This is a genomic window from Microbulbifer sp. VAAF005 (assembly GCF_030012985.1).
GTDB lineage: Bacteria > Pseudomonadota > Gammaproteobacteria > Pseudomonadales > Cellvibrionaceae > Microbulbifer.
Genome location: NZ_CP120233.1, coordinates 1330202 through 1351620, shown reverse-complemented (window position 1 = coordinate 1351620; position 21419 = coordinate 1330202). Strand labels below are relative to the sequence as shown.

General features: G+C 52.4%; 22 protein-coding genes and 8 tRNA genes. 26 read left to right on the top strand and 4 right to left on the bottom strand.

Going from position 1 to position 21419, the window contains the following annotated elements:
- Nucleotides 1-23: 23 nt before the first annotated feature.
- Nucleotides 24-254 (top strand): sulfurtransferase TusA, encoded by a 231-nt coding sequence (gene tusA, locus P0078_RS06015; RefSeq protein ID WP_282933554.1) that lies wholly within the window; start codon nucleotides 24-26, stop codon nucleotides 252-254.
- Nucleotides 255-329: 75 nt separating this feature from the next.
- On the opposite strand, the gene P0078_RS06010 is transcribed toward tusA, so the two are convergent.
- Nucleotides 330-1016, bottom strand: coding sequence for a hypothetical protein (locus P0078_RS06010; RefSeq protein WP_108732560.1), 687 nt, complete (start codon nucleotides 1014-1016; stop codon nucleotides 330-332).
- Nucleotides 1017-1437: 421 nt separating this feature from the next.
- Between P0078_RS06010 and P0078_RS06005 the strand changes: the two genes are divergently transcribed.
- Genes P0078_RS06005 through P0078_RS05980 form a run of 6 tightly spaced genes read left to right on the top strand, consistent with a single transcriptional unit; the run spans nucleotide 1438 to nucleotide 5987 of the window.
- Nucleotides 1438-1893, top strand: a complete 456-nt coding sequence (locus P0078_RS06005; protein ID WP_282933553.1) for an elongation factor P hydroxylase — start codon at nucleotides 1438-1440, stop codon at nucleotides 1891-1893.
- On the top strand, nucleotides 1890-2783 hold the full coding sequence (locus tag P0078_RS06000; RefSeq protein WP_282933552.1) for a 5'-3' exonuclease: 894 nt from the start codon (nucleotides 1890-1892) through the stop codon (nucleotides 2781-2783). The genes P0078_RS06005 and P0078_RS06000 overlap by 4 nt, the downstream gene beginning before the upstream one ends.
- Nucleotides 2780-3901: a 4-phosphoerythronate dehydrogenase gene (locus P0078_RS05995; protein ID WP_282933551.1), complete on the top strand. Its 1122-nt coding sequence runs from the start codon at nucleotides 2780-2782 to the stop codon at nucleotides 3899-3901. The genes P0078_RS06000 and P0078_RS05995 overlap by 4 nt, the downstream gene beginning before the upstream one ends.
- Nucleotides 3892-5043, top strand: coding sequence for an ATP-NAD kinase family protein (locus tag P0078_RS05990; protein WP_282933550.1), 1152 nt, complete (start codon nucleotides 3892-3894; stop codon nucleotides 5041-5043). The genes P0078_RS05995 and P0078_RS05990 overlap by 10 nt, the downstream gene beginning before the upstream one ends.
- 3 nt (nucleotides 5044-5046) lie before the next feature.
- Nucleotides 5047-5229 (top strand): class I SAM-dependent methyltransferase, encoded by a 183-nt coding sequence (locus tag P0078_RS05985; RefSeq protein ID WP_282933549.1) that lies wholly within the window; start codon nucleotides 5047-5049, stop codon nucleotides 5227-5229.
- 23 nt (nucleotides 5230-5252) lie between these two features.
- On the top strand, nucleotides 5253-5987 hold the full coding sequence (locus tag P0078_RS05980) for a class I SAM-dependent methyltransferase (protein WP_282933548.1): 735 nt from the start codon (nucleotides 5253-5255) through the stop codon (nucleotides 5985-5987).
- Nucleotides 5988-6021: 34 nt separating this feature from the next.
- Here P0078_RS05980 and P0078_RS05975 read toward each other — a convergent pair whose 3' ends face one another.
- Nucleotides 6022-6423, bottom strand: a complete 402-nt coding sequence (locus P0078_RS05975) for a hypothetical protein (protein ID WP_282933547.1) — start codon at nucleotides 6421-6423, stop codon at nucleotides 6022-6024.
- Entirely contained in the window at nucleotides 6423-7637 is a 1215-nt protein-coding gene (locus P0078_RS05970; RefSeq protein WP_282933546.1) for a pyridoxal phosphate-dependent aminotransferase, read from the bottom strand. The genes P0078_RS05975 and P0078_RS05970 overlap by 1 nt, the downstream gene beginning before the upstream one ends.
- 186 nt (nucleotides 7638-7823) lie before the next feature.
- Between P0078_RS05970 and msrB the strand changes: the two genes are divergently transcribed.
- From msrB to cyoD, 19 genes are all read left to right on the top strand, one after another.
- The gene (msrB, locus tag P0078_RS05965; protein ID WP_282933545.1) at nucleotides 7824-8240 is read left to right on the top strand and encodes a peptide-methionine (R)-S-oxide reductase MsrB; all 417 of its coding nucleotides are present in this window, start codon (nucleotides 7824-7826) and stop codon (nucleotides 8238-8240) included.
- The gene (locus tag P0078_RS05960) at nucleotides 8237-9013 is read left to right on the top strand and encodes a DUF1499 domain-containing protein (protein ID WP_282933544.1); all 777 of its coding nucleotides are present in this window, start codon (nucleotides 8237-8239) and stop codon (nucleotides 9011-9013) included. The genes msrB and P0078_RS05960 overlap by 4 nt, the downstream gene beginning before the upstream one ends.
- Nucleotides 9014-9172: 159 nt before the next feature.
- A tRNA-Glu gene (locus P0078_RS05955) sits at nucleotides 9173-9248 on the top strand.
- 1 nt (nucleotide 9249) lies between these two features.
- A tRNA-Gly gene (locus P0078_RS05950) sits at nucleotides 9250-9325 on the top strand.
- A 119-nt stretch (nucleotides 9326-9444) separates the two neighbouring features.
- A tRNA-Glu gene (locus P0078_RS05945) sits at nucleotides 9445-9520 on the top strand.
- A gap of 33 nt (nucleotides 9521-9553) precedes the next feature.
- Nucleotides 9554-9629, top strand: a tRNA-Gly gene (locus tag P0078_RS05940).
- Nucleotides 9630-9747: 118 nt separating this feature from the next.
- Nucleotides 9748-9823, top strand: a tRNA-Glu gene (locus tag P0078_RS05935).
- A gap of 33 nt (nucleotides 9824-9856) precedes the next feature.
- A tRNA-Gly gene (locus P0078_RS05930) sits at nucleotides 9857-9932 on the top strand.
- A gap of 118 nt (nucleotides 9933-10050) precedes the next feature.
- Nucleotides 10051-10126 (top strand) — tRNA-Glu (locus tag P0078_RS05925).
- A gap of 33 nt (nucleotides 10127-10159) precedes the next feature.
- Nucleotides 10160-10235 (top strand) — tRNA-Gly (locus P0078_RS05920).
- A 203-nt stretch (nucleotides 10236-10438) separates the two neighbouring features.
- On the top strand, nucleotides 10439-11374 hold the full coding sequence (locus tag P0078_RS05915) for an ABC transporter ATP-binding protein (RefSeq protein WP_282933543.1): 936 nt from the start codon (nucleotides 10439-10441) through the stop codon (nucleotides 11372-11374).
- A complete protein-coding gene (locus P0078_RS05910; protein ID WP_282933542.1) occupies nucleotides 11371-12144 on the top strand; it encodes an ABC transporter permease in 774 nt (257 codons plus the stop codon). The genes P0078_RS05915 and P0078_RS05910 overlap by 4 nt, the downstream gene beginning before the upstream one ends.
- An 8-nt stretch (nucleotides 12145-12152) precedes the next feature.
- Complete coding sequence (gene queF, locus P0078_RS05905) at nucleotides 12153-12983, top strand: NADPH-dependent 7-cyano-7-deazaguanine reductase QueF (protein ID WP_282933541.1); 831 nt, start codon at nucleotides 12153-12155, stop codon at nucleotides 12981-12983.
- Nucleotides 12984-13947: 964 nt separating this feature from the next.
- Nucleotides 13948-14694: a DcaP family trimeric outer membrane transporter gene (locus P0078_RS05900; protein ID WP_282934559.1), complete on the top strand. Its 747-nt coding sequence runs from the start codon at nucleotides 13948-13950 to the stop codon at nucleotides 14692-14694.
- 34 nt (nucleotides 14695-14728) lie between these two features.
- A complete protein-coding gene (locus tag P0078_RS05895) occupies nucleotides 14729-15310 on the top strand; it encodes a hypothetical protein (RefSeq protein ID WP_282933540.1) in 582 nt (193 codons plus the stop codon).
- Between the two features lie 255 nt (nucleotides 15311-15565).
- A complete protein-coding gene (locus P0078_RS05890; RefSeq protein ID WP_282933539.1) occupies nucleotides 15566-16531 on the top strand; it encodes a cytochrome c oxidase subunit II in 966 nt (321 codons plus the stop codon).
- Entirely contained in the window at nucleotides 16528-18603 is a 2076-nt protein-coding gene (locus tag P0078_RS05885) for a cbb3-type cytochrome c oxidase subunit I (protein WP_282933538.1), read from the top strand. The genes P0078_RS05890 and P0078_RS05885 overlap by 4 nt, the downstream gene beginning before the upstream one ends.
- Nucleotides 18604-19230 carry a cytochrome c oxidase subunit 3 gene (locus P0078_RS05880; protein WP_282933537.1) on the top strand — a complete coding sequence of 209 codons (627 nt, stop codon included), beginning with the start codon at nucleotides 18604-18606 and terminating at the stop codon, nucleotides 19228-19230. It abuts the gene before it with no gap.
- Entirely contained in the window at nucleotides 19223-19543 is a 321-nt protein-coding gene (gene cyoD, locus P0078_RS05875) for a cytochrome o ubiquinol oxidase subunit IV (RefSeq protein ID WP_282933536.1), read from the top strand. The genes P0078_RS05880 and cyoD overlap by 8 nt, the downstream gene beginning before the upstream one ends.
- Nucleotides 19544-19572: 29 nt before the next feature.
- Here the strand turns inward: cyoD and P0078_RS05870 are convergent, their stop codons facing one another.
- The gene (locus P0078_RS05870) at nucleotides 19573-20970 is read right to left on the bottom strand and encodes an adenylate/guanylate cyclase domain-containing protein (protein ID WP_282933535.1); all 1398 of its coding nucleotides are present in this window, start codon (nucleotides 20968-20970) and stop codon (nucleotides 19573-19575) included.
- Nucleotides 20971-21419: the final 449 nt, after the last annotated feature.

Sequence of the window (21419 nt, the reverse complement as noted above, 5' to 3'; positions counted from 1 at the left end):
TAAAATTGCGCACAATAATACTTATGAAGTCAGATCACACCTTAGATGCCCGTGGCCTCCTGTGCCCGGAACCCGTCATGATGCTGCATTCAGCGGTGCGCAATGTCGCCGATGGTGAAGTGTTGAAAATGGTTGCTACCGACCCCTCCACTCAGCGGGATGTGCCCAAGTTCTGCCAATTTCTTGGATATGAGCTGGTACAGCACGCAGAGGAAAATGACGAATTTGTCTACTGGATTAAAAAAGCGGAATAGCGGGTCGCGGTTGCTCCAGCCCCCATGCCATTGGCGGGGGCTGGCACACTCCTGAATATTAAGACCCAACAGTCCCTAGGGAGCTGTCACCAGGGCAGCGATAGCGGCCAGGGCTTCGGGGTCCTCGGATTTAATTTTGTTAGCGATATGGTGTTGGAAAAAGTACCGGAATCCCTCGCTCTCCTGCGCGGGGTACAGGCAGTGATCCCCCGGTAAAACCGGAGTGGTTTCAACAATATCGTGGTCTATTAGCATGCCGTGAATCTCCCCGTCGGCGTGCAACCTCCAGCTGACGACCTCAATCAGTGTCAGGTTCTCGCGCTGTTCATCCATAAACACAGCGTGGGTGCCGATGGTGTCGGGGATCTCCTGGAGTACTTCCTCAGCTTTATTGCTCTCGTATTCAAAGTATTCCGCCGCAGTCTCCAGCTCGACGATCTTGTGAATGGGGGGCTGATGGAAGATTTCCTCAATGCCGGGGTCATAGTAGCCCTCAAAGCGTCCGTCGAGAGGGTCCTTGATGTCGGGACAGGCCACTATAGTGTTTAACCAGGGAACGAGGCCTACGACCTCGCCATTTGCTTTGAGACCCCAGCATAAAACTTTCAGGCTATATAGATCTGTGCCGCTGGAGTTGTTGGAGTAGAGCATTTCCAAGCCGTCTAGCTCCGGCGATAGGCGAATAAAGCGCCTGTCCGCAGAAGTTTCGATGGGCTCGCCGGTGAAGAGGTCAACCACATTGTTGATACTGTGGTCTGTCATGGAACACCTCCTTGCAGGGCCGGTTGTATACCGTCTCCACGTCAGATGAAGGTGCGACAGCGAAATGCCCTACCTCTGAAGGAAGACTGGGGCAGGAGGGTGTTTGATTGCTTTAATTCCCTCCTCGGGGAGACGCTAGAAGGACACGCCCTCTGCGGCATCCCTGTTCCTAAAGGTATATGTTGATTTGCCGAAATACAACCAGCGCCTTTTGCGCCCCGCAAGCGCCTGCGCTTTGATCGGGGCGCAGGCGTTGATATAGTCCCCGCCTTTGAGGTATCCCGGAGAACGCCTTGCCTGTTGCAACCGCAGAAATGGCTTCTGTTCCTACGAAACTGCCAATGGCTGATCGTATCGTCAGAGTCTTCGATCACTGTTTTTCAGACCCAAATGGGCTCAATACCCGACTTCGCGGGGGCTTTTGCGAGCCCTATTACCGACCCAGGGGGAAGGTCAAACCTACCACCAGGTAGAGTTCACCCTGGACTATGCCGCCAGCGCTTTGCATGAAGTGGCGCACTGGTGTGTCGCCGGAGAGGCCCGGCGGCAGTTGCCGGATTACGGTTACTGGTATGCACCGGATGGTCGCAGTGCCGACCAGCAGGCTGAGTTCGAGCAGGTAGAGGTCAAGCCACAGGCCCTTGAATGGATCTTTGCACGGGCTTGCGGACTCAAGTTCCGCGTGAGCGCCGACAATCTGGAGAATGAATTAGGCGCCAGCGACTCGTTTAAAAAGGCCATCTGGCAGCAAGTTCTGGACTATTGTGATACCCGGCCCAACCCTCGGGCCCGTGCATTCGCCGAAGCCCTGATGAAGGAATTCGGTTGTCCCAATCCTTTTGACCGGGGCAGCTACCAATTGGCGGATCTCTCTTGAATAGTTATCTCATAGACGCATCGGTATATATTTTTCGCTACTACTTTGCGCTGCCGCCCAATTGGGAGAGTAGCAGTGGCTACTCCACTGAAGCCGTTTACGGCTTTACTAACTTCCTGCTGGATATGTTGGCGCGACAACCGAGCTATATTGCCTGCGCCTTCGACGAATCATTGGGAAGCTGTTTTCGCAATGAGATTTACCCGGACTATAAGTGCAGTCGCGCACTGCCCGATGAAGCCCTGGCTTTCCAGCTGGCGGCGTGCCGGGAAATGGCTGAGGTACTGGGTATTGCCAGCTTTTCCAGTGAGCGCTACGAGGCCGATGACATACTGGCCACGTTAACCCGGAAGCTGCACCGGCATAACCCAGTGGTCGTGAGCCGGGACAAGGATCTGGGGCAGCTGCTGGCTCGGGGCGCTGTATCCCTATGGGATTTTGCCAACGACCGGCACCTGGATGGCGAAGGTGTACGGGAAAAGTTCGGTGTGCGCCCGGAGCAGATTCCCGACTATCTGGCCCTGGTGGGAGACACTAGCGATGATATTCCCGGGATACCCGGCGTTGGCCCAAAGACAGCGGCACGCCTGTTAGAGATATTCGACACAATAGAAATGTTGCTGGAGCAGCTCGATACCCTTGCCGCAATGCCCATTCGCGGAGCCAAGGGATTGGTGGCCCGGATAGAGGAATACGAAGAGCAGCTGCACCTCGCCAAGCGCCTGACCAGTCTTGAGGAGCGGGTTCCCCTGGATATAAAGCTGGCAGACTTGTGCCCACAGCCGGTGGATGTCTATCTGGCCCGAGCCCTGGCGGAGGAATTTGGTATCGGTGGCCTGAGCAAGAAGATTGAACGCACCTTAGCGGGTGTTGATGGAGAACTTACATGACGGATAGCGCTGCACAGAGTGCGGGATTAAAAATTGTCGCCGATGAGAATATTCCTGCGTTGGAGGCGTATTTCGGTGATCTGGGAACGCTGGAGCGCTACCACGGCCGCACCTTGAGCCGAGAACAATTGATTGATGCGGATATTTTGTTGGTGCGCTCGGTCACCCAGGTTGATCAAAGCCTGCTGGAGGGGACCCGGGTGCGCTTTGTTGGCAGCTGCACCATAGGCACTGATCACCTGGATACCCAGTGGTTGGAACGCAATGAGATCTTCTGGAGCGCCGCGCCTGGCTGCAATGCCAACTCCGTGGTGGAGTATGTTTTCTGCACCCTGGCCGCACTGGAAATTGACTGGCATGGGCGCAGCTTCGGCATAGTGGGCTGCGGCAATGTGGGCGGATTATTGCAACAGCGCTTGCATGCCCTCGGGGTTTCCTGCGCAGTTTACGATCCCTGGCTACCGGAAAACCCGGATGCGAGTGAGCTGGCAAAGGTGCTGAGCCAGGATATTGTTTGCCTTCACGCACCGCTGGTTAAGGGCGGCACCTACCCCAGTTTCCATATGATTGGAGCAGAGCAGTTGCGCCAGCTTCGCGATGGCAGCGTACTGATTAGCGCCGGCCGGGGTGGGGTGGTAGACAACCGGGCGCTGCTGGCGGAAATCCAGCGGGGCAAGCGTTTTACTTCCGTACTGGACGTATGGGAGAACGAACCGGATATCGATACTGAATTATTGCAGCATGTTGATCTGGGGACACCGCATATTGCCGGTTACAGCCTGGATGGGAAGCTGGCCGGCACCCGTATGATTCGCGAGGCCTTGTGCCGGGAATTGGGTATTGCACCTATGGCTGCGGAATATCAGCCGGCTGTTACCTCTAAAGAGATCACGGGAGACTCAGCAGAAGAATTACTGTTGCAGATGTACAACCCCCGCGCGGACGATCGCCGCCTGCGCGCGGCTGCAGCAGGTGATGTGCCGATGGAGAAGGCTTTTGATTTGCTGCGTAAAGAGTACCCCGAGCGCCTGGAGTTCAGTCACTACAGAACTTCAGCCCAGATTTTGGGTGACGAAGAGAAGCGGCAACTGGAAGTGTTGGGGTTGGCGTGCAGTTAAGTAAACAAGTAAAAAAGCTTGGTTTAATTATTAACCCCTGGGCTGGCATTGGTGGCCCGGCGGGTCTCAAGGGGAGCGATGGTGCCGAAACGGTGCAACGCGCGCTGGATGCAGGTATCGAACCCCAGGCAAATCAGCGTGCGGCGCTGGCCCTTGAGGAGTTAAAACCCTATAAGGATGAGCTGGAAATCCTGTGCTTTGCCGGCGATATGGGGGCCAGTACAGCGCGTAAACTCGGTTTTTCTGTCTGTGAAGTGGGAGTGGCCGAGTGCTCGCCATCCTCACCGGAAGATACAGAGCGTGCAGCAGCCACAATCCGCAACAATGGTGCAGACCTCATTGTTTTTATTGGCGGTGACGGCACTGCGAGAAATATCGTCAATGCCCTGGGAGATAATTTCCCGGTACTGGGTATTCCTGCCGGAGTGAAAATGCATTCCGCCTGTTTTGCGATTTCCCCTAAAGCGGGTGGCGAGGTTTTGCGCCGTCTGATGGCGGGGCAGCTGGTGGACCTCGCTGAGCGTGAAGTGCGGGATATTGATGAGCAGTCATTCCGCAGTGGGCGGGTAACTACGCGTTACTACGGCGAATTGCTGGTGCCCCAGGAAGGTCAGTTTTTACAGGCGGTAAAAAATGCCGGCCGCGAAGTGGAAGAGCTGGCAGTTGCGGATATCGCCGCAGAGATTACCGAAGACCTGGACCCGCAAACCCTGTATGTCGTTGGCCCAGGCTCTACTACATTGGCAATCCTCAGCGAGTTGGGCTGTGAGGGAACACTGTTGGGGGTGGATTTGTTACTGGATGGCCAGTTGTTGCAGTTGGATGTCAGTGCGCCGCAAATTGAACAGGCTATTGCCGATCACAGCGGGCCGGTAAAAATCATTCTCACCGCCATTGGTGGCCAGGGTCATTTAATTGGCCGGGGTAACCAACAATTGTCAGCCAATGTACTGCGGCGCGTTGGGCGAGATAATTTAATCGTGGTTGCGACTAAGACAAAAATTACGGAATTGCATGGGCGCCCGCTATTAATCGATAGCGGTAACCCCAAGCTTGATAAACGGTGGAGTGGTTTTATTCGAGTGGTTACCGGCTACCGGGATGCCATTCTTTATCCACTGAGTAACGGGGATATTGAATAAGCGATGAGTGCAGATTGGCAGTTACTGCTGGAGCAGGTAGAAAATAAATTAGGGCAAAATGTTGTCGACAGCCGCCGTTTTTTTCACGGCCGGGGTCGCAGCTATGAGGGCTTGGAGCAGGTCTGCGTTGACAGCTTTTTCCCCGCTTTGTTGGTGACTTTTTTGAAGAATATGAAGGTGAAGTAGAGCTGTGTGAAAAGCTCTGGCAAATGGCCGAGGCGCGAGGTTATCAGGGGGTCGCTGCGCAGCGACGCTATCTCCCTGGGGCACCTTTACAGTGGCACTTTGGCGAACCGGTAACAGACCCGGTCGCGCAGCGTGGAGACCTTAAATTCCCCCTCACGTTTGATCGACAAAATGTTGGTTTCTTCCTGGATATTGAGCCGGGCAGGGCCTGGCTTGAGGAGCAGGTGCGTGCAAGAGCTGGGCAGGCGTCGGCAAAAATGCTCAATCTTTTCGCTTTCACCTGTGCCTTTTCTGCGGTCGCGCGAGCGGCAGGTGATATCGATATTGTCAATGTGGATGTCAATCGCGGTGTTTTAAATCGCGGACGGGAAAATCACGAGGTTAATGGGCTGTCGCTCAAAGGGGTTCAGTTCCTGCAATTCGATGCACTGCGTCAATTCAAGCGCTTCGACCGTCGCGGCCCCTTTGACCTGGGCATTGTCGATCCGCCGACACGTCAAAAAGGTCGCTTCGATGTCAGCCAGAATTATGAAAAGTTGCTGAGGCAGCTGCCCGCTTGTCTCGCCGCTGAGGCGGATCTGCTGATGGTGATCAACTCGCCCCGGCACAGCGAAGCCCAATTTAGAGAGTTAATCCTCGGATCTGACAGCGGTTATGAAGTTGTAGCTCGCTTGGAGCAGAACCCGGATTTCCCTGATCGGGACCCGGATGCTGCCCTAAAAATGTTGCACGTTAAATATCGTCGCCAATCCCAGTAATGACGATTGCCAATGCCGCGCATTAAGGAGCCTCTTACAGCGCGGCAAACTCCCGCATCAAGCGCTCCATCAGCGCCTGCAACTGGCCTGATGATCCCTCGCGCACAGCACTGTTGAGCAACTGGGCGTTGCTCTGCCCGGACTCGGCTCCGGCATTAATCATTAGCAGGAATCCCTTGTGGGTTAATACCGCATCCTCCATCGCCTCCTGGCGCACCAGCTGGGAAAAATTGATGTAGCCGCTCTGCTTAAGCCAGGTCATGGATCCCAGGCAGGCTAAATGGCGGGGGGAGTGCAGCCCGTATTCGTCCGGTGAGTCGGGGCCGGAAATATCTTCCACGTAAACGGTTGCCGGTACCGGGAATTGATTAAACATTGCCAGCAGTATCCTGCCGGCATCCCGGTAAAAATCGTGAATATGTAAATCGTCCAGCATCAGCAGGAATATCGCTCCAAAAAGTCGCCCAAGCGTTCCATCGCATGCGATAAGTCGTCGGCACGGGGCAGGAAGACAATGCGCAGGTGGTCCGGTGCATCCCAGTGGAAGGCACTGCCTTGAGCCAGTAGTATTTTTTCCTGGCGCAGGAAATCCAGCACCAGCTGCTCGTCATTTTCGATCTTATGATGATCCAGATGCAGCTTGGGAAACAAGTAGATAGCACCGCTAGGTTTGACACAGCTCACACCGGGAATGTCATTGAGCATGCGGTGGGCCATATCTCGTTGTTGGCGCAGGCGCCCGCCGGGCAGGACCAAATCGTTAATACTCTGGTAGCCACCGAGAGCGGTTTGTACTGCGAACATGGCGGGTACATTGCCGCACAGGCGCATAGAAGCCAGTATTTCCATCCCCTGGATAAAACCTTTGGCCCTATGTTTGGTGCCGCTGATTACCATCCAACCAGAGCGGAAGCCGGCCAGGCGGTAGGACTTGGACAGGCCGTTAAAACTCAGGCAGAGCACGTCTGGGGCGAGCTTGGCCATCGGGGTAAATTCCGCATCGTCGTAGAGAATCTTGCTATAAATCTCATCGGCGAAGATCACCAGGTTGTGACTGCGGGCAACCTCGACAATATCCTCCAGTAGTTCCCGGGGATAAACGGCGCCAGTAGGGTTATTGGGATTGATAACCACTATGCCGCGGGTTTTTGAAGTGATTTTTGCTTTGATATCCTCAATATCAGGCAGCCATCCGGACTCCTCTTCGCAGCGATAGAGAACCGGTTTGGCACCGGTGAGGTTGGTGGCGGCCATCCACAGGGGGTAGTTGGGCATTGGCAACAGCATTTCGTCGCCATTGTTGAGAAGGGCCTGGGTGCTCATGGAGATCAGTTCGGAGACGCCATTGCCCAGGTAAATATCGTTAATCTCGACGCCCGGGATACCCAGGGTCTGGCACTCTTGCATAATGGCCTTACGCGCAGCGAAAAGCCCTTTGGACTCGACGTAGCCCTGTGCCTCAGAGAGATTGTGAATGACGTCTTGGATAATCTCGTCGGGGGCGTTAAAACCGAAAGGGGCAGGGTTGCCAATATTCAGCTTGAGGATGCGGTGGCCTTCCTCTTCCATGCGCTGGGCCTGCTCCATCACGGGGCCGCGAATTTCGTAGCAGACGCCGTGCAGTTTTTCTGATTTATTGATGTCCTTCATGGTGACCTGGAAGCTCTATTGCAGAGCAGGAGCGGCCCAGGGCCGCGAGTTCAGTGCGCGAAAACCGGGTAATGTCCACCAGCGGTAGGTACCACTCCTGCGGGAAACCGGGAACCGATACATATAGGCATTGCCACAAAGTGACGCCTGACCGGAAACCCCAATTGATTACGGAAACACTAGAGTATGTCAAAACAGATGGATGAGAACTACTGGCGGGATAAGCTTACAGATGAGGAGTTTGAGGTCTGCCGGGAAGGTGGGACAGAGGCGCCGTTTAGCGGCGAATATTGGGATGTTTTTGACGATGGCATCTATCGTTGTCGTTGCTGTGGCGAGGTTTTATTCGGCTCGCAGTCAAAATTTGAGAGCGGTTGTGGTTGGCCCAGCTTTGATGCAGAGCATTATGAAGGTGCGGTGAAGGAGCTGCCTGACAGCAGCTACGGTATGCAGCGAGTAGAGATTCGCTGTAGTAAGTGCGATGCCCATCTCGGCCATGTATTCGACGATGGCCCCACCGATACGGGACTTCGATACTGTGTGAACTCTCTATCGGTGAAGCTGGACCAGGGCTGCGATGAAACGGAGGATGACACTGAGTGACGGAATCACACTGGAGTAATTGGCTATTGCGGGTGCAGTGGATTTTGTTACTGCTGATCGTCCTTGCGGCTGCCGCCTTGCGTTACGGGTTACTGCACTTCTCTGTGGTTTTCAAAATATTTGTGTTTTCTGGCGGTGCAGCCTTGGCAATTGCGCTACTGAGCCTGTTTGTTTTTGTCTGGGGAGTGAGCAAGAGCAAGCCGTTGGTGCGCAGCAATGCTCTGTGGGCGGCGTTGCTCGGACTGCTGCCGGTGGCAATACCTCTGGTAACCGTAGGCAAGGGCAACTTCGATGTGCCAAGAATTCACGACATCAGTACCGATACCCGCAATCCCCCCCAGTATCAAGAGGTATTGAAGTTGCGCCAGAAAGGCGACAACAGTGCCGAATACGGTGGAGAGAAGGTGGCCGAATTGCAGCGGGAGGCAGATATATATGCCGATATAATGCCGTTGCACGTGGACTTCCCGATAGCCCGTACCACTGAGATCGCTGCTGAAGTGGCCGAAGACCTGGGCTGGAAAGTGGTTTCCTATGAGCCTCAGCGGGGCCACCTGGAGGCTGTAGCGAAAACACCGATCCTCGGTTTTACGGACGATATCGTTGTACGGGTCAGCGCTGACGTGGGTGGTGGCTCCAAAGTCGATGTGCGTTCCAGCTCCCGAGTCGGGGTCAGTGACTTGGGTACCAATGCGAAGCGTATCCGCCAATTTCTGGAAGAGTTACACCTGCACGCGCTGGTGCTCGAGGGAACTGGCACAGAGCGGTACTAGAATGCACTCCAGAAATGGCTGGGTTTTGTAAGTGCCTGACAACAAAAGAAAAAAAATCAAAAAGAGTGTTGACAGGTTTAGCGGTGGTCCATAGAATGCGCCCCACTTCTGACGCAGGGCTACACTCAAAGGTGGAGCGAAACGACAGAAGGTTTCTGGGTCCCCATCGTCTAGAGGCCTAGGACACCGCCCTTTCACGGCGGTAACAGGGGTTCGACTCCCCTTGGGGATGCCACGCGGGAATAGCTCAGTTGGTAGAGCGCAACCTTGCCAAGGTTGAGGTCGCCGGTTCGAACCCGGTTTCCCGCTCCAATTTTCTGCTTTGCGAGATGATCTCTAGTCAACTCGGAAAGTACGCCACCGAGAAATCAGTGGCATTGCCATGGACAGCATGGCAGCACCGGATCGAAAGGTCGAAGTGCAAAGTTTCTGTCCCCATCGTCTAGAGGCCTAGGACACCGCCCTTTCACGGCGGTAACAGGGGTTCGACTCCCCTTGGGGATGCCAATACGACCCGGTAGCAATGCTACCGGGTCAATTGCGGGAATAGCTCAGTTGGTAGAGCGCAACCTTGCCAAGGTTGAGGTCGCCGGTTCGAACCCGGTTTCCCGCTCCAATTTTCTGCTTTGCGAGATGATCTCTAGTCAACTCGGAGAGCACGCTACCGAGAAATCAGTGGCATTGCCATGGGCAGCATGGCAGCACCGGATCGAAAGGTCGAAGTGCAAGTTTCTGTCCCCATCGTCTAGAGGCCTAGGACACCGCCCTTTCACGGCGGTAACAGGGGTTCGACTCCCCTTGGGGATGCCAATACGACCCGGTAGCAATGCTACCGGGTCAATTGCGGGAATAGCTCAGTTGGTAGAGCGCAACCTTGCCAAGGTTGAGGTCGCCGGTTCGAACCCGGTTTCCCGCTCCAATTTTCTGCTTTGCGAGATGATCTCTAGTCAACTCGGAGAGCACGCCACCGAGAAATCAGTGGCATTGCCATGGGCAGCATGGCAGCACCGGATCGAAAGGTCGAAGTGCAAGTTTCTGTCCCCATCGTCTAGAGGCCTAGGACACCGCCCTTTCACGGCGGTAACAGGGGTTCGACTCCCCTTGGGGATGCCAATACGACCCGGTAGCAATGCTACCGGGTCAATTGCGGGAATAGCTCAGTTGGTAGAGCGCAACCTTGCCAAGGTTGAGGTCGCCGGTTCGAACCCGGTTTCCCGCTCCAAAAATAAAAAGCCGCTCAATCGAGCGGCTTTTTGTTTTTCCGATATAGTAATTCTTATCTTCTGCACGGTTACTTTTGCCCGGGACTCCTGCAAGCTCCGGTTCATCCCACCAAGTGACGTGTATGAAAAACCCTAGCTCCCCTCAGGTTGAAATTATTCGGGCAAGCGCGTTGAATAACGCTCCCCACTATAGGAGTGCAAGATGAGCGCCGCGCTATCGATCCATAACTTACAGAAAACCTACGACAATGGTTTCCAGGCCCTGAAAGGCATCAGTTTTGACGTGCAGCCGGGAGACTTCTTTGCGCTGCTGGGTCCCAATGGGGCGGGGAAGTCCACCACAATCGGTATCATCTGTTCCCTTGTGCGCAAAAGCGGTGGCTCAGTGTCGATTTTTGGTGAGGATATCGACGTCGATTTTGCTGCGGCCAAGCGCCTGTTAGGTGTTGTGCCACAAGAATTTAACTTCAGCCAGTTTGAGAAAGTGTTCGACATTGTCGTTACCCAGGGCGGTTTTTACGGTATGCCGCGCAAACTGGCTGAAGAACGCACTGAGAAATACCTGAAACAGTTGGGCCTGTGGGATAAACGCGCTACCCAGGCGCGCATGCTCTCCGGCGGTATGAAGCGCAGATTGATGATTGCCCGCGCGCTGATTCACGAACCGAAGTTGCTGATTCTGGATGAACCCACAGCCGGAGTGGATATAGAGCTGCGGCGTTCCATGTGGAGTTTCCTGGAAAAAATAAACCAGCAGGGCACCACAATTATCCTCACCACCCACTACCTGGAGGAAGCCGAGAGCCTCTGTCGCAATATAGCGATAATCGACAAGGGCACTATTGTCGAGAACACTTCGATAAAGTCACTACTGAAAACCCTGAACCGGGAAACCTTTATCCTGGATTGCGCGGAATTTTTCACTGAGTGCCCGGACTTGTCCGGTTATGAAGGGCGCTTGCGAGACAACCACTCACTGGAAGTCACTATTGAAAAGGGACAATCTCTGACCGAGGTATTTGCGTCATTGCAGCGGCAGGGCATCACAGTCACCAGTATGCGCAATCGCGCCAATCGCTTGGAGGAATTGTTCCTGTCCATGTTGTCGGAAGAAAAAATGTCGGGGCTAGAAGAGTGAAGGGCAGATTAATCTGGATATCATTCAGCACTATTTATCGTCGGGAAGTCCGGCGCTTTATGCGTATATGGCCACAGACCCTGGTACCGCCGGTAATCACTATGTCACTGTACTTTGTGATCTTTGGCTCCCTGATTGGTCGGCGAATCGGTGATATGGGGGGCTATCCGTATATCGAGTTTGTTGTGCCGGGTTTGATCATGATGTCGGTGATTACCAACTCCTACGCCAACGTAGTTTCGTCTTTTTACAGCGCTAAATTTCAGCGCAGTGTGGAGGAGCTTTTGGTCTCGCCAACGCCGAATTGGGTGATTATGGCGGGCTATGTTCTCGGTGGCGTGTCACGGGGATTAATGGTGGGGTTGATAGTGACTCTCGTAGCGATGTTTTTTACCTCGCTGACGGTAGAGCACATCTTTGTCACGGTAGCGATTGTATTTTTGACGGCGGTGCTGTTTTCCCTGGCCGGGTTTATCAATGCTATTTTTGCCAATAGTTTTGATGCTATCTCTATTATTCCGACCTTTGTATTAACTCCCCTCACATACTTGGGAGGCGTGTTTTACTCTATCGACCTGCTGTCGCCTTTTTGGCAGGGGTTGTCGAAATTGAACCCCATTCTTTATATGGTGAACTCCTTCCGTTACGGCATTTTGGGTGTTTCCGATATTAATGTTGTCGGGGCATTTTTTGGCGTCCTGGTATTTATTGCGCTTTTGGGATCCTGGGCCATTTATCTGATGAGCCACGGTAAGCGACTGAGACATTGAGCAAATTTATGACAAGAGAAGACTGGCAAAACCTCCCCCTGGGGCAGGAGACCACCTACGAATCCACTTACAACCCCGAGTTGCTCCATCCAATTCAGCGCTCTGTATCCCGAGCCCAGTTGGGGCTCTCTGCCGGCGCAATGCCTTTCTTTGGAGAGGATGAATGGTGGGGTTTTGAGCTTTCCTGGCTGAACCCCAGGGGCAAACCACAGGTGGCGGTGGCTCGTTTTAGTTTTCCTGCAGAAAGCCCCTGCATGGTGGAGTCAAAATCCTTCAAACTGTATTTAAACTCTTTCAACCAGAGCAAGTTTGAATCCTGGAGATTGGTACAGGATGCCCTGGTACGGGACCTCTCTGCAGCGGCGGGGGCAAATGTCGGCGTTACCCTGATGGATGTGGAAGATGCAGCGCTGGCAGTTGAGAAGCCAGAGGGCTACTGTCTGGATCATCTCGATATAGAAGTGAATAATTACGAGCCGGATCCTGCACTTCTCGCCCTCGAAGGCGGTGAGGAAGATGTGAGTGAGGTTCTTTATAGCCACTTGCTGCGCAGTAATTGTCCGGTAACGGGACAACCGGATTGGGCGACAGTGGTTGTGGACTATAAAGGGCCGGCACTGAAGCGAGAGGCACTGTTGGCTTATATTGTTTCCTTCCGCGAACACCAGGATTTTCACGAGCACTGTGTCGAGCGTATCTTTTGCGACTTGCAACAGCTGGCGGAATTTACCGAGTTAACTGTATGTGCCCGCTATACCCGTCGTGGCGGCTTGGATATTAATCCGCTGAGATCGACTCGCATTGAGAAACGTATGCCTCCGCGTTTTGCCCGCCAGTAATTTCCTTTCTTAAGTGCCACCGGAGTCCCCGGTGGTACGGTCCTTCAATTTCAATCTTTGCTTGGTGCCGGCCTGGGTTGGCGCTGCGGACTCTTAAGCTACGCTTTCCAGATAGGCCGGGGAAACCGACAGTGTAGTTGTGTTGGCCGCCCCACAGGAGGTGGAGTTGAGGCTGACAGATGGAGATTAATACGAAGTCCCCAGTAATCCCTGCCGTAGTAATCGGTTTTGCCCCACTTCTTTTTTCCCAACCTTCCACTGCAGAAGTTTATGTTAAAGCTGATGAACTGATACGGGTGATTGAGGCCCAGCAACAGCAGCTGGAAGAGCAGCAGGCCCAGATCCAGCAACAACAGGCAGACCTCGAAGCCCTGCGCCGGCAAATTGAGCAAATGCAGCGGGCATCACCACCCCGCCCCTCAATGGAAGTAATTCCTGTGCAACCCGCTGAAGCGCCAGCGAGTAAGGGAGAGCTAAATGATTTGCAGCGACAGATTGAGGAGATACGCCAAGTGGTCCCGCCCGGTTCGCTACCTCCGCCGCGGGCCCAGTCTGATCAGGCAGTACCTGACCCCAGTGATATCGAAGATGTGATTGCCAATGCGACAACGGAGTGGCCCGGCTCCATTCCCCTGTTGGGAAGCACCATGAAGGCGAAGCTCAGCGGCTTTGCAGACCTGGACGTTAATTATGATACCGACGCGATCATCAGCCCCGCACAATTTGTACCTGCCGATATTGTGACTTTCGACAAAACGGCTGCAGAGGGAGCGGACGGGCAGACAGAATTTACCGTGCAGACCTCCAGGTTGGTATTTGAGACCCTGCAGCACTGGGAGGGACGTGAATTTAAAACTCTGATTTCGATGGACTTCCTGCAGGACTCCAGTGTTACCACTCCCAACCCCCGTATGCGCAAAGCTTATGGAGAAGTGAGTAATGCGCTTTGGGGGGCAGTATTCTTGTGGGGCAGCAGTGGTCAACATTCGCGAACTTGGAAGCGGTCCCCAATACCCTGGATTTCCAGGGGCCTAATTCGGCATTTGGCTTGCGCCATTCAATGGTCCGATGGATTAAGAGGTACGGGCCACAGTATTACTTTAAGGTGGCTATTGAAGCGCCGGATTCACAAATATTCGAGGATGCAACCGAGGTTGCCCGCTGGCCCGATGCGGTATTTGCGCTGGAGTCGGACTTGCCTAGGTCCCAGGTACAAGCGGGTTTGGTATTAAGGGATTTGCGCGCGAGTGGCGATCCGGATTCAGCCGTATCGACTACCGGCTGGGGATTAAATTTAAGCGGCACTTTCAATATGCCCGGCGCACTTTCTAAAGACGTTCTTTATTACTCTTTGTCCCTCGGTGCGGGATATAGCGGTCTACTTAATGATGCGCCACCAGATGCAGCTTATGATTTTTTTGATAACTCCGTAGAGGCACTAAACACTACAGCCTGGTATCTGGGGTACCAGCACTGGTGGACTCCTTGCCTGTATACCGTGGCGACCTACGGCAGGGTGAGGCAGGATAATCTGGACTTCCAACCCGGTGAGTCCTACAAAGCAACCCAATACCGCAGTATCAATATTGTCTGGTTACCCTTTCCCCGTTGGCTGACTGGAATCGAGGTACTCTACGGCGCTCGCAAAGACAAAGATGGAGATAGGGGCTCTTTGGTTAGGACACAATTTACGACCCGAATGACGTTTTAAAAAAGTAAAGTGTTTAAACGAGGTGTTCAGGTTTATGCGAGTCAAACGAGAGAAGGTATTTCAAGCACGAGTTATTCGGTTATTATGCAGCCTTTCAGTGATTTCTCTTCTGCTCGGATGGACTTCAGCCAGTACCGTGGTTACGCGGGTATGGCAGTCCCCATATATTGGTATTCAAAGCTTAGGAAAAACCCTGGTACTCGCATATACCCTGGTACCGAGGCCGATAGTCGGTGGGCAGGTAGAAAGGGAGTGGGTCATGCAACTGCAGGATACGGGTATTGATGCGCATTCCTGGAGTGCTCTCGGGGCAATAACGGGTGTTCCCTCAATGGGGGAGATTGCACCCTTACTCCGGGAGAGGGGATTTGACACTTTATTGGTTACCCAATTGTTGGCATTAAAACGGATCAACCCGAACATCCGCAACTCCCAGGTTGCTGTTGTGGAGACACGTTTATATTCGGCGCCTAGTGACGAAGTTTATTGGTCGGTTCAGTCGGATACTTTTTTATACAAGTATTCAGGGGAGGAGCTGCGCCATCCCAATGAGAGAGATTTACGCGAGTTTGTAGAGGTGATGATTCGCACTATGTCTGGCAATGGCGTTTTATAGCCGCTAATTTATCGTGATTTTTATCGAACGTTTCTCCAGGCCAATAAAACTGTTGTATTCAGCTATTCTGGTGAGACAAACCGTTGATGGGCCTATCAAAGAGTGCGCGTTCAATGGTTCGAAAGGGAATTCAAAGCGTTAGCAGGAATAGATGCCGGCTAACTACTTTTGGCGGTAGGCTTTACCATGGATTGGAATCTAAAAGCCCCTGTGGTTTTTTGGCGTGCGTGTCTAAGGTACTGGAGATGTGTTGATGTGCACGCTCCACGATTATTATTTATTCTGCCCGTTTTTCTCTCAATTTTATTAATCCCCTATTCAGCCAGTGCTTCTGAAACCTTTCTGATGCCGTTGGGACCAGTGGCAGAGGAGCAGAAAGTACACTTCTTTTGGGCTATGGCACTCACCATGGTCGCTGTTCTCCCGGTATTTATCTTGGTGCCAGTAATCCTCTTTAAATACCGAAGAAAAAAAGGTCACGGATTCTATGCGCCAAAATGGGAAACCTATGGTCCGCTCGAAGTAATTATGTGGGGTGTGCCATTCCTGGTCATAATTGTGCTGTCAGTGATGCTCTGGCGTGCAACGGCGCGGCTTGATCCCTACAAGGAAATACAGGGCGTTGTCCCCCCGGTAAAAGTGCAGGTGGTAGGGCTCGACTGGAAGTGGTTATTTATCTATCCAGAGCTGGATATTGCAACGGTTGGTGAATTGGTTGTACCAGTACACACTCCAGTCTCAATGATATTGACCAGCGACACGGTAATGCAGTCGTTCTTTATTTCTGCGCTGGCTGGGCAGATTTATGTGATGCCGGGTATGACGACAAAGCTCAATTTTATCGGTACAAAAACCGGCGACACCAGAGGGGAGAATACCCAATATACCGGCAATGGTTTTGTCGACCAGAATTTTGCAGTCAAGGTTGTGACTGATGAGGACTTTGAAGCCTGGGTAAAGCAAGTACGGACGGGTGGGATTGTCCTGAGTCCAGAAAATTATAACCGCCTGGCACAGCGAAACACCAAAAAACAAGCATACAAAGTCCTGGGAAATAGCAAGATGCCAGAAAATACACTGTATTTTAACTTGCCGGGCACAGACCTTTTTCACGAAATAGTAATGCGTTATCACTCCGGTAAACCGCTGAGCATCGAAGAGCAGCCCGGCACCCGAAAATTCGGCCGGGGCGAGGATGATGCCGAGGGAGCGCAGCCATGAACAATTTGGATTACGGTTGGCTGGGTAAGCTCAATTGGGATTCTCTGGTATTTAGCGGGTTTCTTGAGCGGCCCTCTGTCAGTGAGGCCGTTGCCAGTGTGGCGGGCTCGATAGTAATACTGGCAACAGTGGGAATCCTGTTTTTATTGACCTGGTTTAAAGTCTGGGGAACACTCTGGCGGGATTGGTTGACCAGCACTGATCACAAAAGAATCGGCATTATGTATATTGTTTTTGCGATTGTGATGTTGGTTCGAGGGTTGCTGGAGGGAATGGTAATGCGTGCCCAGCAAGCCGCCGCACCGGAAGGCTTCCTCTATGCAGATCACTTTGCCCAGTTGTTCAGTACGCACGGCACCATAATGGTGTTTTTTGTGGCAGTTCCGTTTTTGGTGGGCCTTATTAATTTCGCTATGCCGCTGCAAATTGGTGCCCGTGATGTGGCCTTCCCGGTACTTAATCAAATCAGCCTGGCGGTGACAGTTTCCTCCGGTATTTTGTTGATGGTCTCTCTGGTAGTGGGGCAGTTTTCTACTGGGGGTTGGTCGGCTTATCCACCTTATACGGGGGCGGATTTTAGTCCCGGGGTTGGGCCTGACTACTGGATATGGGCGATCGTATTTTCTGGGGCAGGGACGACATTAACGGGAATTAATTTCACCGTCACCGTGTATAAATGCCGTGGTCCAGGAATGCACTTATTCCGTATGCCACTGTTTTGTTGGACCGTACTCTGCGCCTCCATTCTAATGATTTTCGCAATGCCGCCCCTCAGCGTTGCCGCACTAATGTTGGGCTTGGATCGCTACCTTGATTTCCACTTCTTCACCAATGACCTCGGTGGAAATATGATGAACTATGCCAATTTGTTTTGGCTCTTTGGACACCCTGAGGTCTATCTGTTGGTGCTGCCAGCCTATGGGATTTTTTCCGAGGTCTTTTCCACCTATTCGGCCAAAACCCTGTACGGCTATAAATCCCTGGTGATTGCCACCATGTGTATTGCGATTCTGTCGTTTACTGTGTGGTTACATCACTTTTTTACCATGGGGCAGAGTCCGACGATCAATATTGCCTTTGGTATAGCGACTATGCTGATCGCGGTGCCGACCGGGGTGAAAGTTTACGATTGGATGGCGACCATGTATCGGGGGCGAATACGCTTTACCACTCCAATGGTTTATGCCATCGGCTTTTTAATCCTGTTTGTGATTGGTGGCCTCTCCGGCGTTATCCTGGCTAACCCCACTGTCGATTTCCAAGTGCACAATACACTGTTCTTGGTGGCGCATTTCCACAATGTTCTGATTCCCGGCGTGCTGTTTGGAATTTTGGCAGGGTACAACTACTGGTTCCCCAAAGCATTTGGTTTCCGCCTTAATGATAAATGGGGTAAACGCTCAGCCTATCTCTGGTTTGCAGGATTTATGGTGACATTCTTCCCGCTCTATGGCGCCGGCTTATTGGGGATGCCAAGACGATCATTCAGCTATGCCGATCTCACATTCAAGCCTTATATGATCGTTGCTTTTATTGGCGCAATGATTGTTCTGGCGGCCTTAATCTCGCTGGTTATTCAATTTATCGTAAGCATCAGAGACCGAAAGAAAACCCAGGTTCCTGTGGGTGATCCTTGGGATGGACGCTCCCTGGAATGGAACTCTCCCGCTCCGGTACCGGCTTATAACTTCGTTGAAATACCCAAGGTTACTGATCGGGATGCATTTACTGAGGCTAAGGAGCATGGTGAAGCCTATAAGCGGCCTAAAGTCTATCGAGACATAGAGCTCCCTAAAAATAATCCTCTCGGATTTATTTTGTGCGTTGTCAGTGGAATTTTGATGTTTGCCCTGGTTTGGTACATCTGGTGGCTTGCACTGATCTCCGCATTAACCATTTTGGTTGCAGTTATCGCGGCCACCTTCCGCAAAGAAACGGAATATATTATTCCTGCCAGTCAGTTAGAGAAGGATACGGAAGCTTGGTTGGCCTTGGTCGAGAAGAGCGAGGCAGTGAGCCGGGACCTGGAAGATTCCCCGCGAAATGTCGGCCTTGCGAAGCTGGAGATCTAAATGAATCCCGTCTCTTCACCGAAAAGCCCGGGCAGCATCAATCCCCACGAAGCCATCCACAGAGATCCCGAAATGGTGATCTTTGGCTTCTGGGTCTTCATGATGAGCGACCTGATTTTCTTTGGGGTGGTATTTGCGATTTATATCACCATGGTGGGCGCTACCGCCGGAGGGCCGGGCCCGAAAGAGCTTTTTGATTTCGGCAGCTTGTTCGCCCAAACGATGCTTCTTCTAACCAGCAGCCTCACTGCAGGTATTGCGACAGTTATTGTTAAGCATGAACGCAGTCGCGCTGCCTTTCTATTTTGGGTGGTGATAACCCTGTTATTGGGTATGGGCTTCCTGGCGTTGGAACTTTACGACTTTGCCGGGATGGCCGAGAAGGGAGGGGTGCCACAGCGCAGTGGATACCTGTCAGCCTTTTTTGGCTTAGTGCCCTTGCACGGTCTCCATGTCACTTTCGGCTGTCTGTGGATGATAGTTTTGATCGTTCAGGTTTTCACTATGGGATTGGGGGATGTCGTAAAGCTGCGCTTTCTGCGCCTGGCATTATTCTGGCATTTCCTCGATTTGATTTGGATCGGAATTTTTTCCGTGGTTTATTTCGGTGGCTGGGTCTATGGCTAAAGAACCGACTTTTGCACAACACCTGCGTCTGTATATCACAGGTTATATCCTGTCTATTGTGCTCACTCTGGCGGCTTTTGCCGCAGTGCTGACGACCGGTAAGGAGAATAAAAGTGTCTTGATTCTCGTTGCATTACTAGGGGTTGCGCAACTGGTAGTGCAATTAAAATATTTCTTGAACGTAACAACCCAACGGGACCGTAGGGATAACCTGGCGTTAATTCTTTTCTCTAGCTTAATTCTTTTGATTATTGTGATGGGTACAGTCTGGATTATGGGGAATCTGGCGGTGCGTATGCATACTACTATGTAGAATTTTACGCTTACGCACCTTTTATAAAATTAGATAATGACTTTGCTCTTCAGGTTGGATGCTGCTTTTTGTAGGGACTGTAAGACCTTTTCCTTATCGTAATTTCGGATTTTATCCAGGTCTAAATGCATTGAGAATCCGGGGGCATGCTCCTCCAGGTAACTCTGCTGGCCGCCCAGGTTCTTACGCAGATCAGTAACCTGGTAAACCTTCACCGGGGTACTAATACCTTTTACGGTGATATGCCCTTTGTCCCGGCACATTACCGTGTGTTTGATCATGGCCCAGGTCTCGTGGCTAATCAGGATTTCTCCCGGCTGGGCGGCGCCTTCCAATCGCGAAGCGAGGTTAACGTGGGTACCCATCACCGTGTAAGACTGGTAGTTAGCGGTACCAAAAATGCCGACAGTACAGTAGCCGGTATTAATACCCATACGAACCTGCAGGGGGCGCGAGATACCTTTGTTATACCATTCCTGCTTCATTTCACGTACGCGTTTACGCATCGCCAGGGCCATAGCTACGCAGCGCAGAGCGTCTGACTTTGGTCCTTTACTCTCATCGTCCCCAAAAACAACCATTACCGCATCGCCGATAAACTTATCGATAGTGCCGCCGTATTGCCCAGCGATGCGTGCCATTTCAGAGAGGTAATTATTGAGCAGCTGGGTAAAGGTCTCTGCCTCTAACTCCTCGGTGAGCTGGCTGAAGTCTTTGATGTCAGAAAAGAAAACGGTGAGGAGCTTTCGCTGGGTCACCAGAGCTTCTTCATCCCCGGTAGTGACAGAGCGCCACAGCTTTTGTGGCAGATATTTGGAAAGCTTGTAGGAGCGAACCTTGCTAACGCGTTGCTCAACCATCAGGGAGTGATTGGCTTCCTTAAGCTGGCCAATCTGGCGGTGGGTAAAGAATGCATAGGCACATAAATAGGCCAGAATACAGATCAGGCTTACGGTGCTGATAGTGAGGTCAGCGCTCACCAGTAGGGATGGTTCGTGCATCAGGTACCCGATAACGACCCCAACCAATAAGCCGGTATTGTGCTCAAACCAAGCGCGACCACCGCCTCCCCCAGTGAGGGCATTCAGCTGGACCATGGTAACCAGCAGCAGCGAGGGCAGCATGCTGAAGTCTGCCAGGGATATGGTGATGCCGATCAGTACTGTATCCAGGAAAGAAAGGCAGCGGCGGGTTTTCAGTGCTTTCTTATCGCCAGTTTTGTAGAGGATAAATTGAGCGAGAGCGGTATAAGCAATGATAAAAAGAGCAGATCCGGTAATAACCAGCTTGTCTGATTGCCATGGCGCATCCCAATTCACCGCGTTTGCCAGGGTACCGGCAGCGGCAAATAAAATCAGGGTGCGAAAATAGGTGGAGTAGCGAGGGTTAACATTCCGCCCCGTGCTCTCCTCAAGCTGGTCCTGCATTTGTGTTGTTCTTTGTCCGTTTGAGCAGAAAGTGAACACCTTGCGCGTTGGCGACAGGTTGGCTCCGAATTACCTATCCACCGTATAGCCACGCCGTGACCCCAGCAGCCCAGTTTACTCCTCCGAGGAACAGAATGCGAAAAAACTGTGCATGCAAGTGATATTTTTCTCATTGTTGTTGCCAGAGATATTACCGCACCTCTAGCCTCAGAACCTCCCAATTTTCATGGCAGATTTGCATTTAGGCAGGCGGGGCACCGTCAAGGCTTTGCGTTACAGGGGGTATATAGATAGCGATCACTGACTCTACAGCGGATGGAGAATTATGACAGAGTGCCTTTCTGACATTATTAACCTAGATCAAACCGAATTCTGGAGTCCGGGTGTTTTGCGCCGTGATGAAGGGAGGTGTGTCGGCAAAAGATAAGTTGCGCTATAACTACTTACTT

Bases quoted from the DNA above. Each gene is read 5' to 3' on its own strand.
- tusA (WP_282933554.1), top strand. From the start codon at position 24: ATGAAGTCAGATCACACCTTAGATGCCCGTGGCCTCCTGTGCCCGGAA.
- P0078_RS06010 (WP_108732560.1), bottom strand. From the start codon at position 1,016: ATGACAGACCACAGTATCAACAATGTGGTTGACCTCTTCACCGGCGAG.
- P0078_RS05995 (WP_282933551.1), top strand. From the start codon at position 2,780: ATGACGGATAGCGCTGCACAGAGTGCGGGATTAAAAATTGTCGCCGAT.
- P0078_RS05985 (WP_282933549.1), top strand. From the start codon at position 5,047: ATGAGTGCAGATTGGCAGTTACTGCTGGAGCAGGTAGAAAATAAATTA.
- P0078_RS05980 (WP_282933548.1), top strand. From the start codon at position 5,253: ATGGCCGAGGCGCGAGGTTATCAGGGGGTCGCTGCGCAGCGACGCTAT.
- P0078_RS05975 (WP_282933547.1), bottom strand. From the start codon at position 6,423: ATGCTGGACGATTTACATATTCACGATTTTTACCGGGATGCCGGCAGG.
- P0078_RS05970 (WP_282933546.1), bottom strand. From the start codon at position 7,637: ATGAAGGACATCAATAAATCAGAAAAACTGCACGGCGTCTGCTACGAA.
- msrB (WP_282933545.1), top strand. From the start codon at position 7,824: ATGTCAAAACAGATGGATGAGAACTACTGGCGGGATAAGCTTACAGAT.
- P0078_RS05915 (WP_282933543.1), top strand. From the start codon at position 10,439: ATGAGCGCCGCGCTATCGATCCATAACTTACAGAAAACCTACGACAAT.
- queF (WP_282933541.1), top strand. From the start codon at position 12,153: ATGACAAGAGAAGACTGGCAAAACCTCCCCCTGGGGCAGGAGACCACC.
- P0078_RS05895 (WP_282933540.1), top strand. From the start codon at position 14,729: ATGCGAGTCAAACGAGAGAAGGTATTTCAAGCACGAGTTATTCGGTTA.
- P0078_RS05885 (WP_282933538.1), top strand. From the start codon at position 16,528: ATGAACAATTTGGATTACGGTTGGCTGGGTAAGCTCAATTGGGATTCT.
- P0078_RS05880 (WP_282933537.1), top strand. From the start codon at position 18,604: ATGAATCCCGTCTCTTCACCGAAAAGCCCGGGCAGCATCAATCCCCAC.
- cyoD (WP_282933536.1), top strand. From the start codon at position 19,223: ATGGCTAAAGAACCGACTTTTGCACAACACCTGCGTCTGTATATCACA.
- P0078_RS05870 (WP_282933535.1), bottom strand. From the start codon at position 20,970: ATGCAGGACCAGCTTGAGGAGAGCACGGGGCGGAATGTTAACCCTCGC.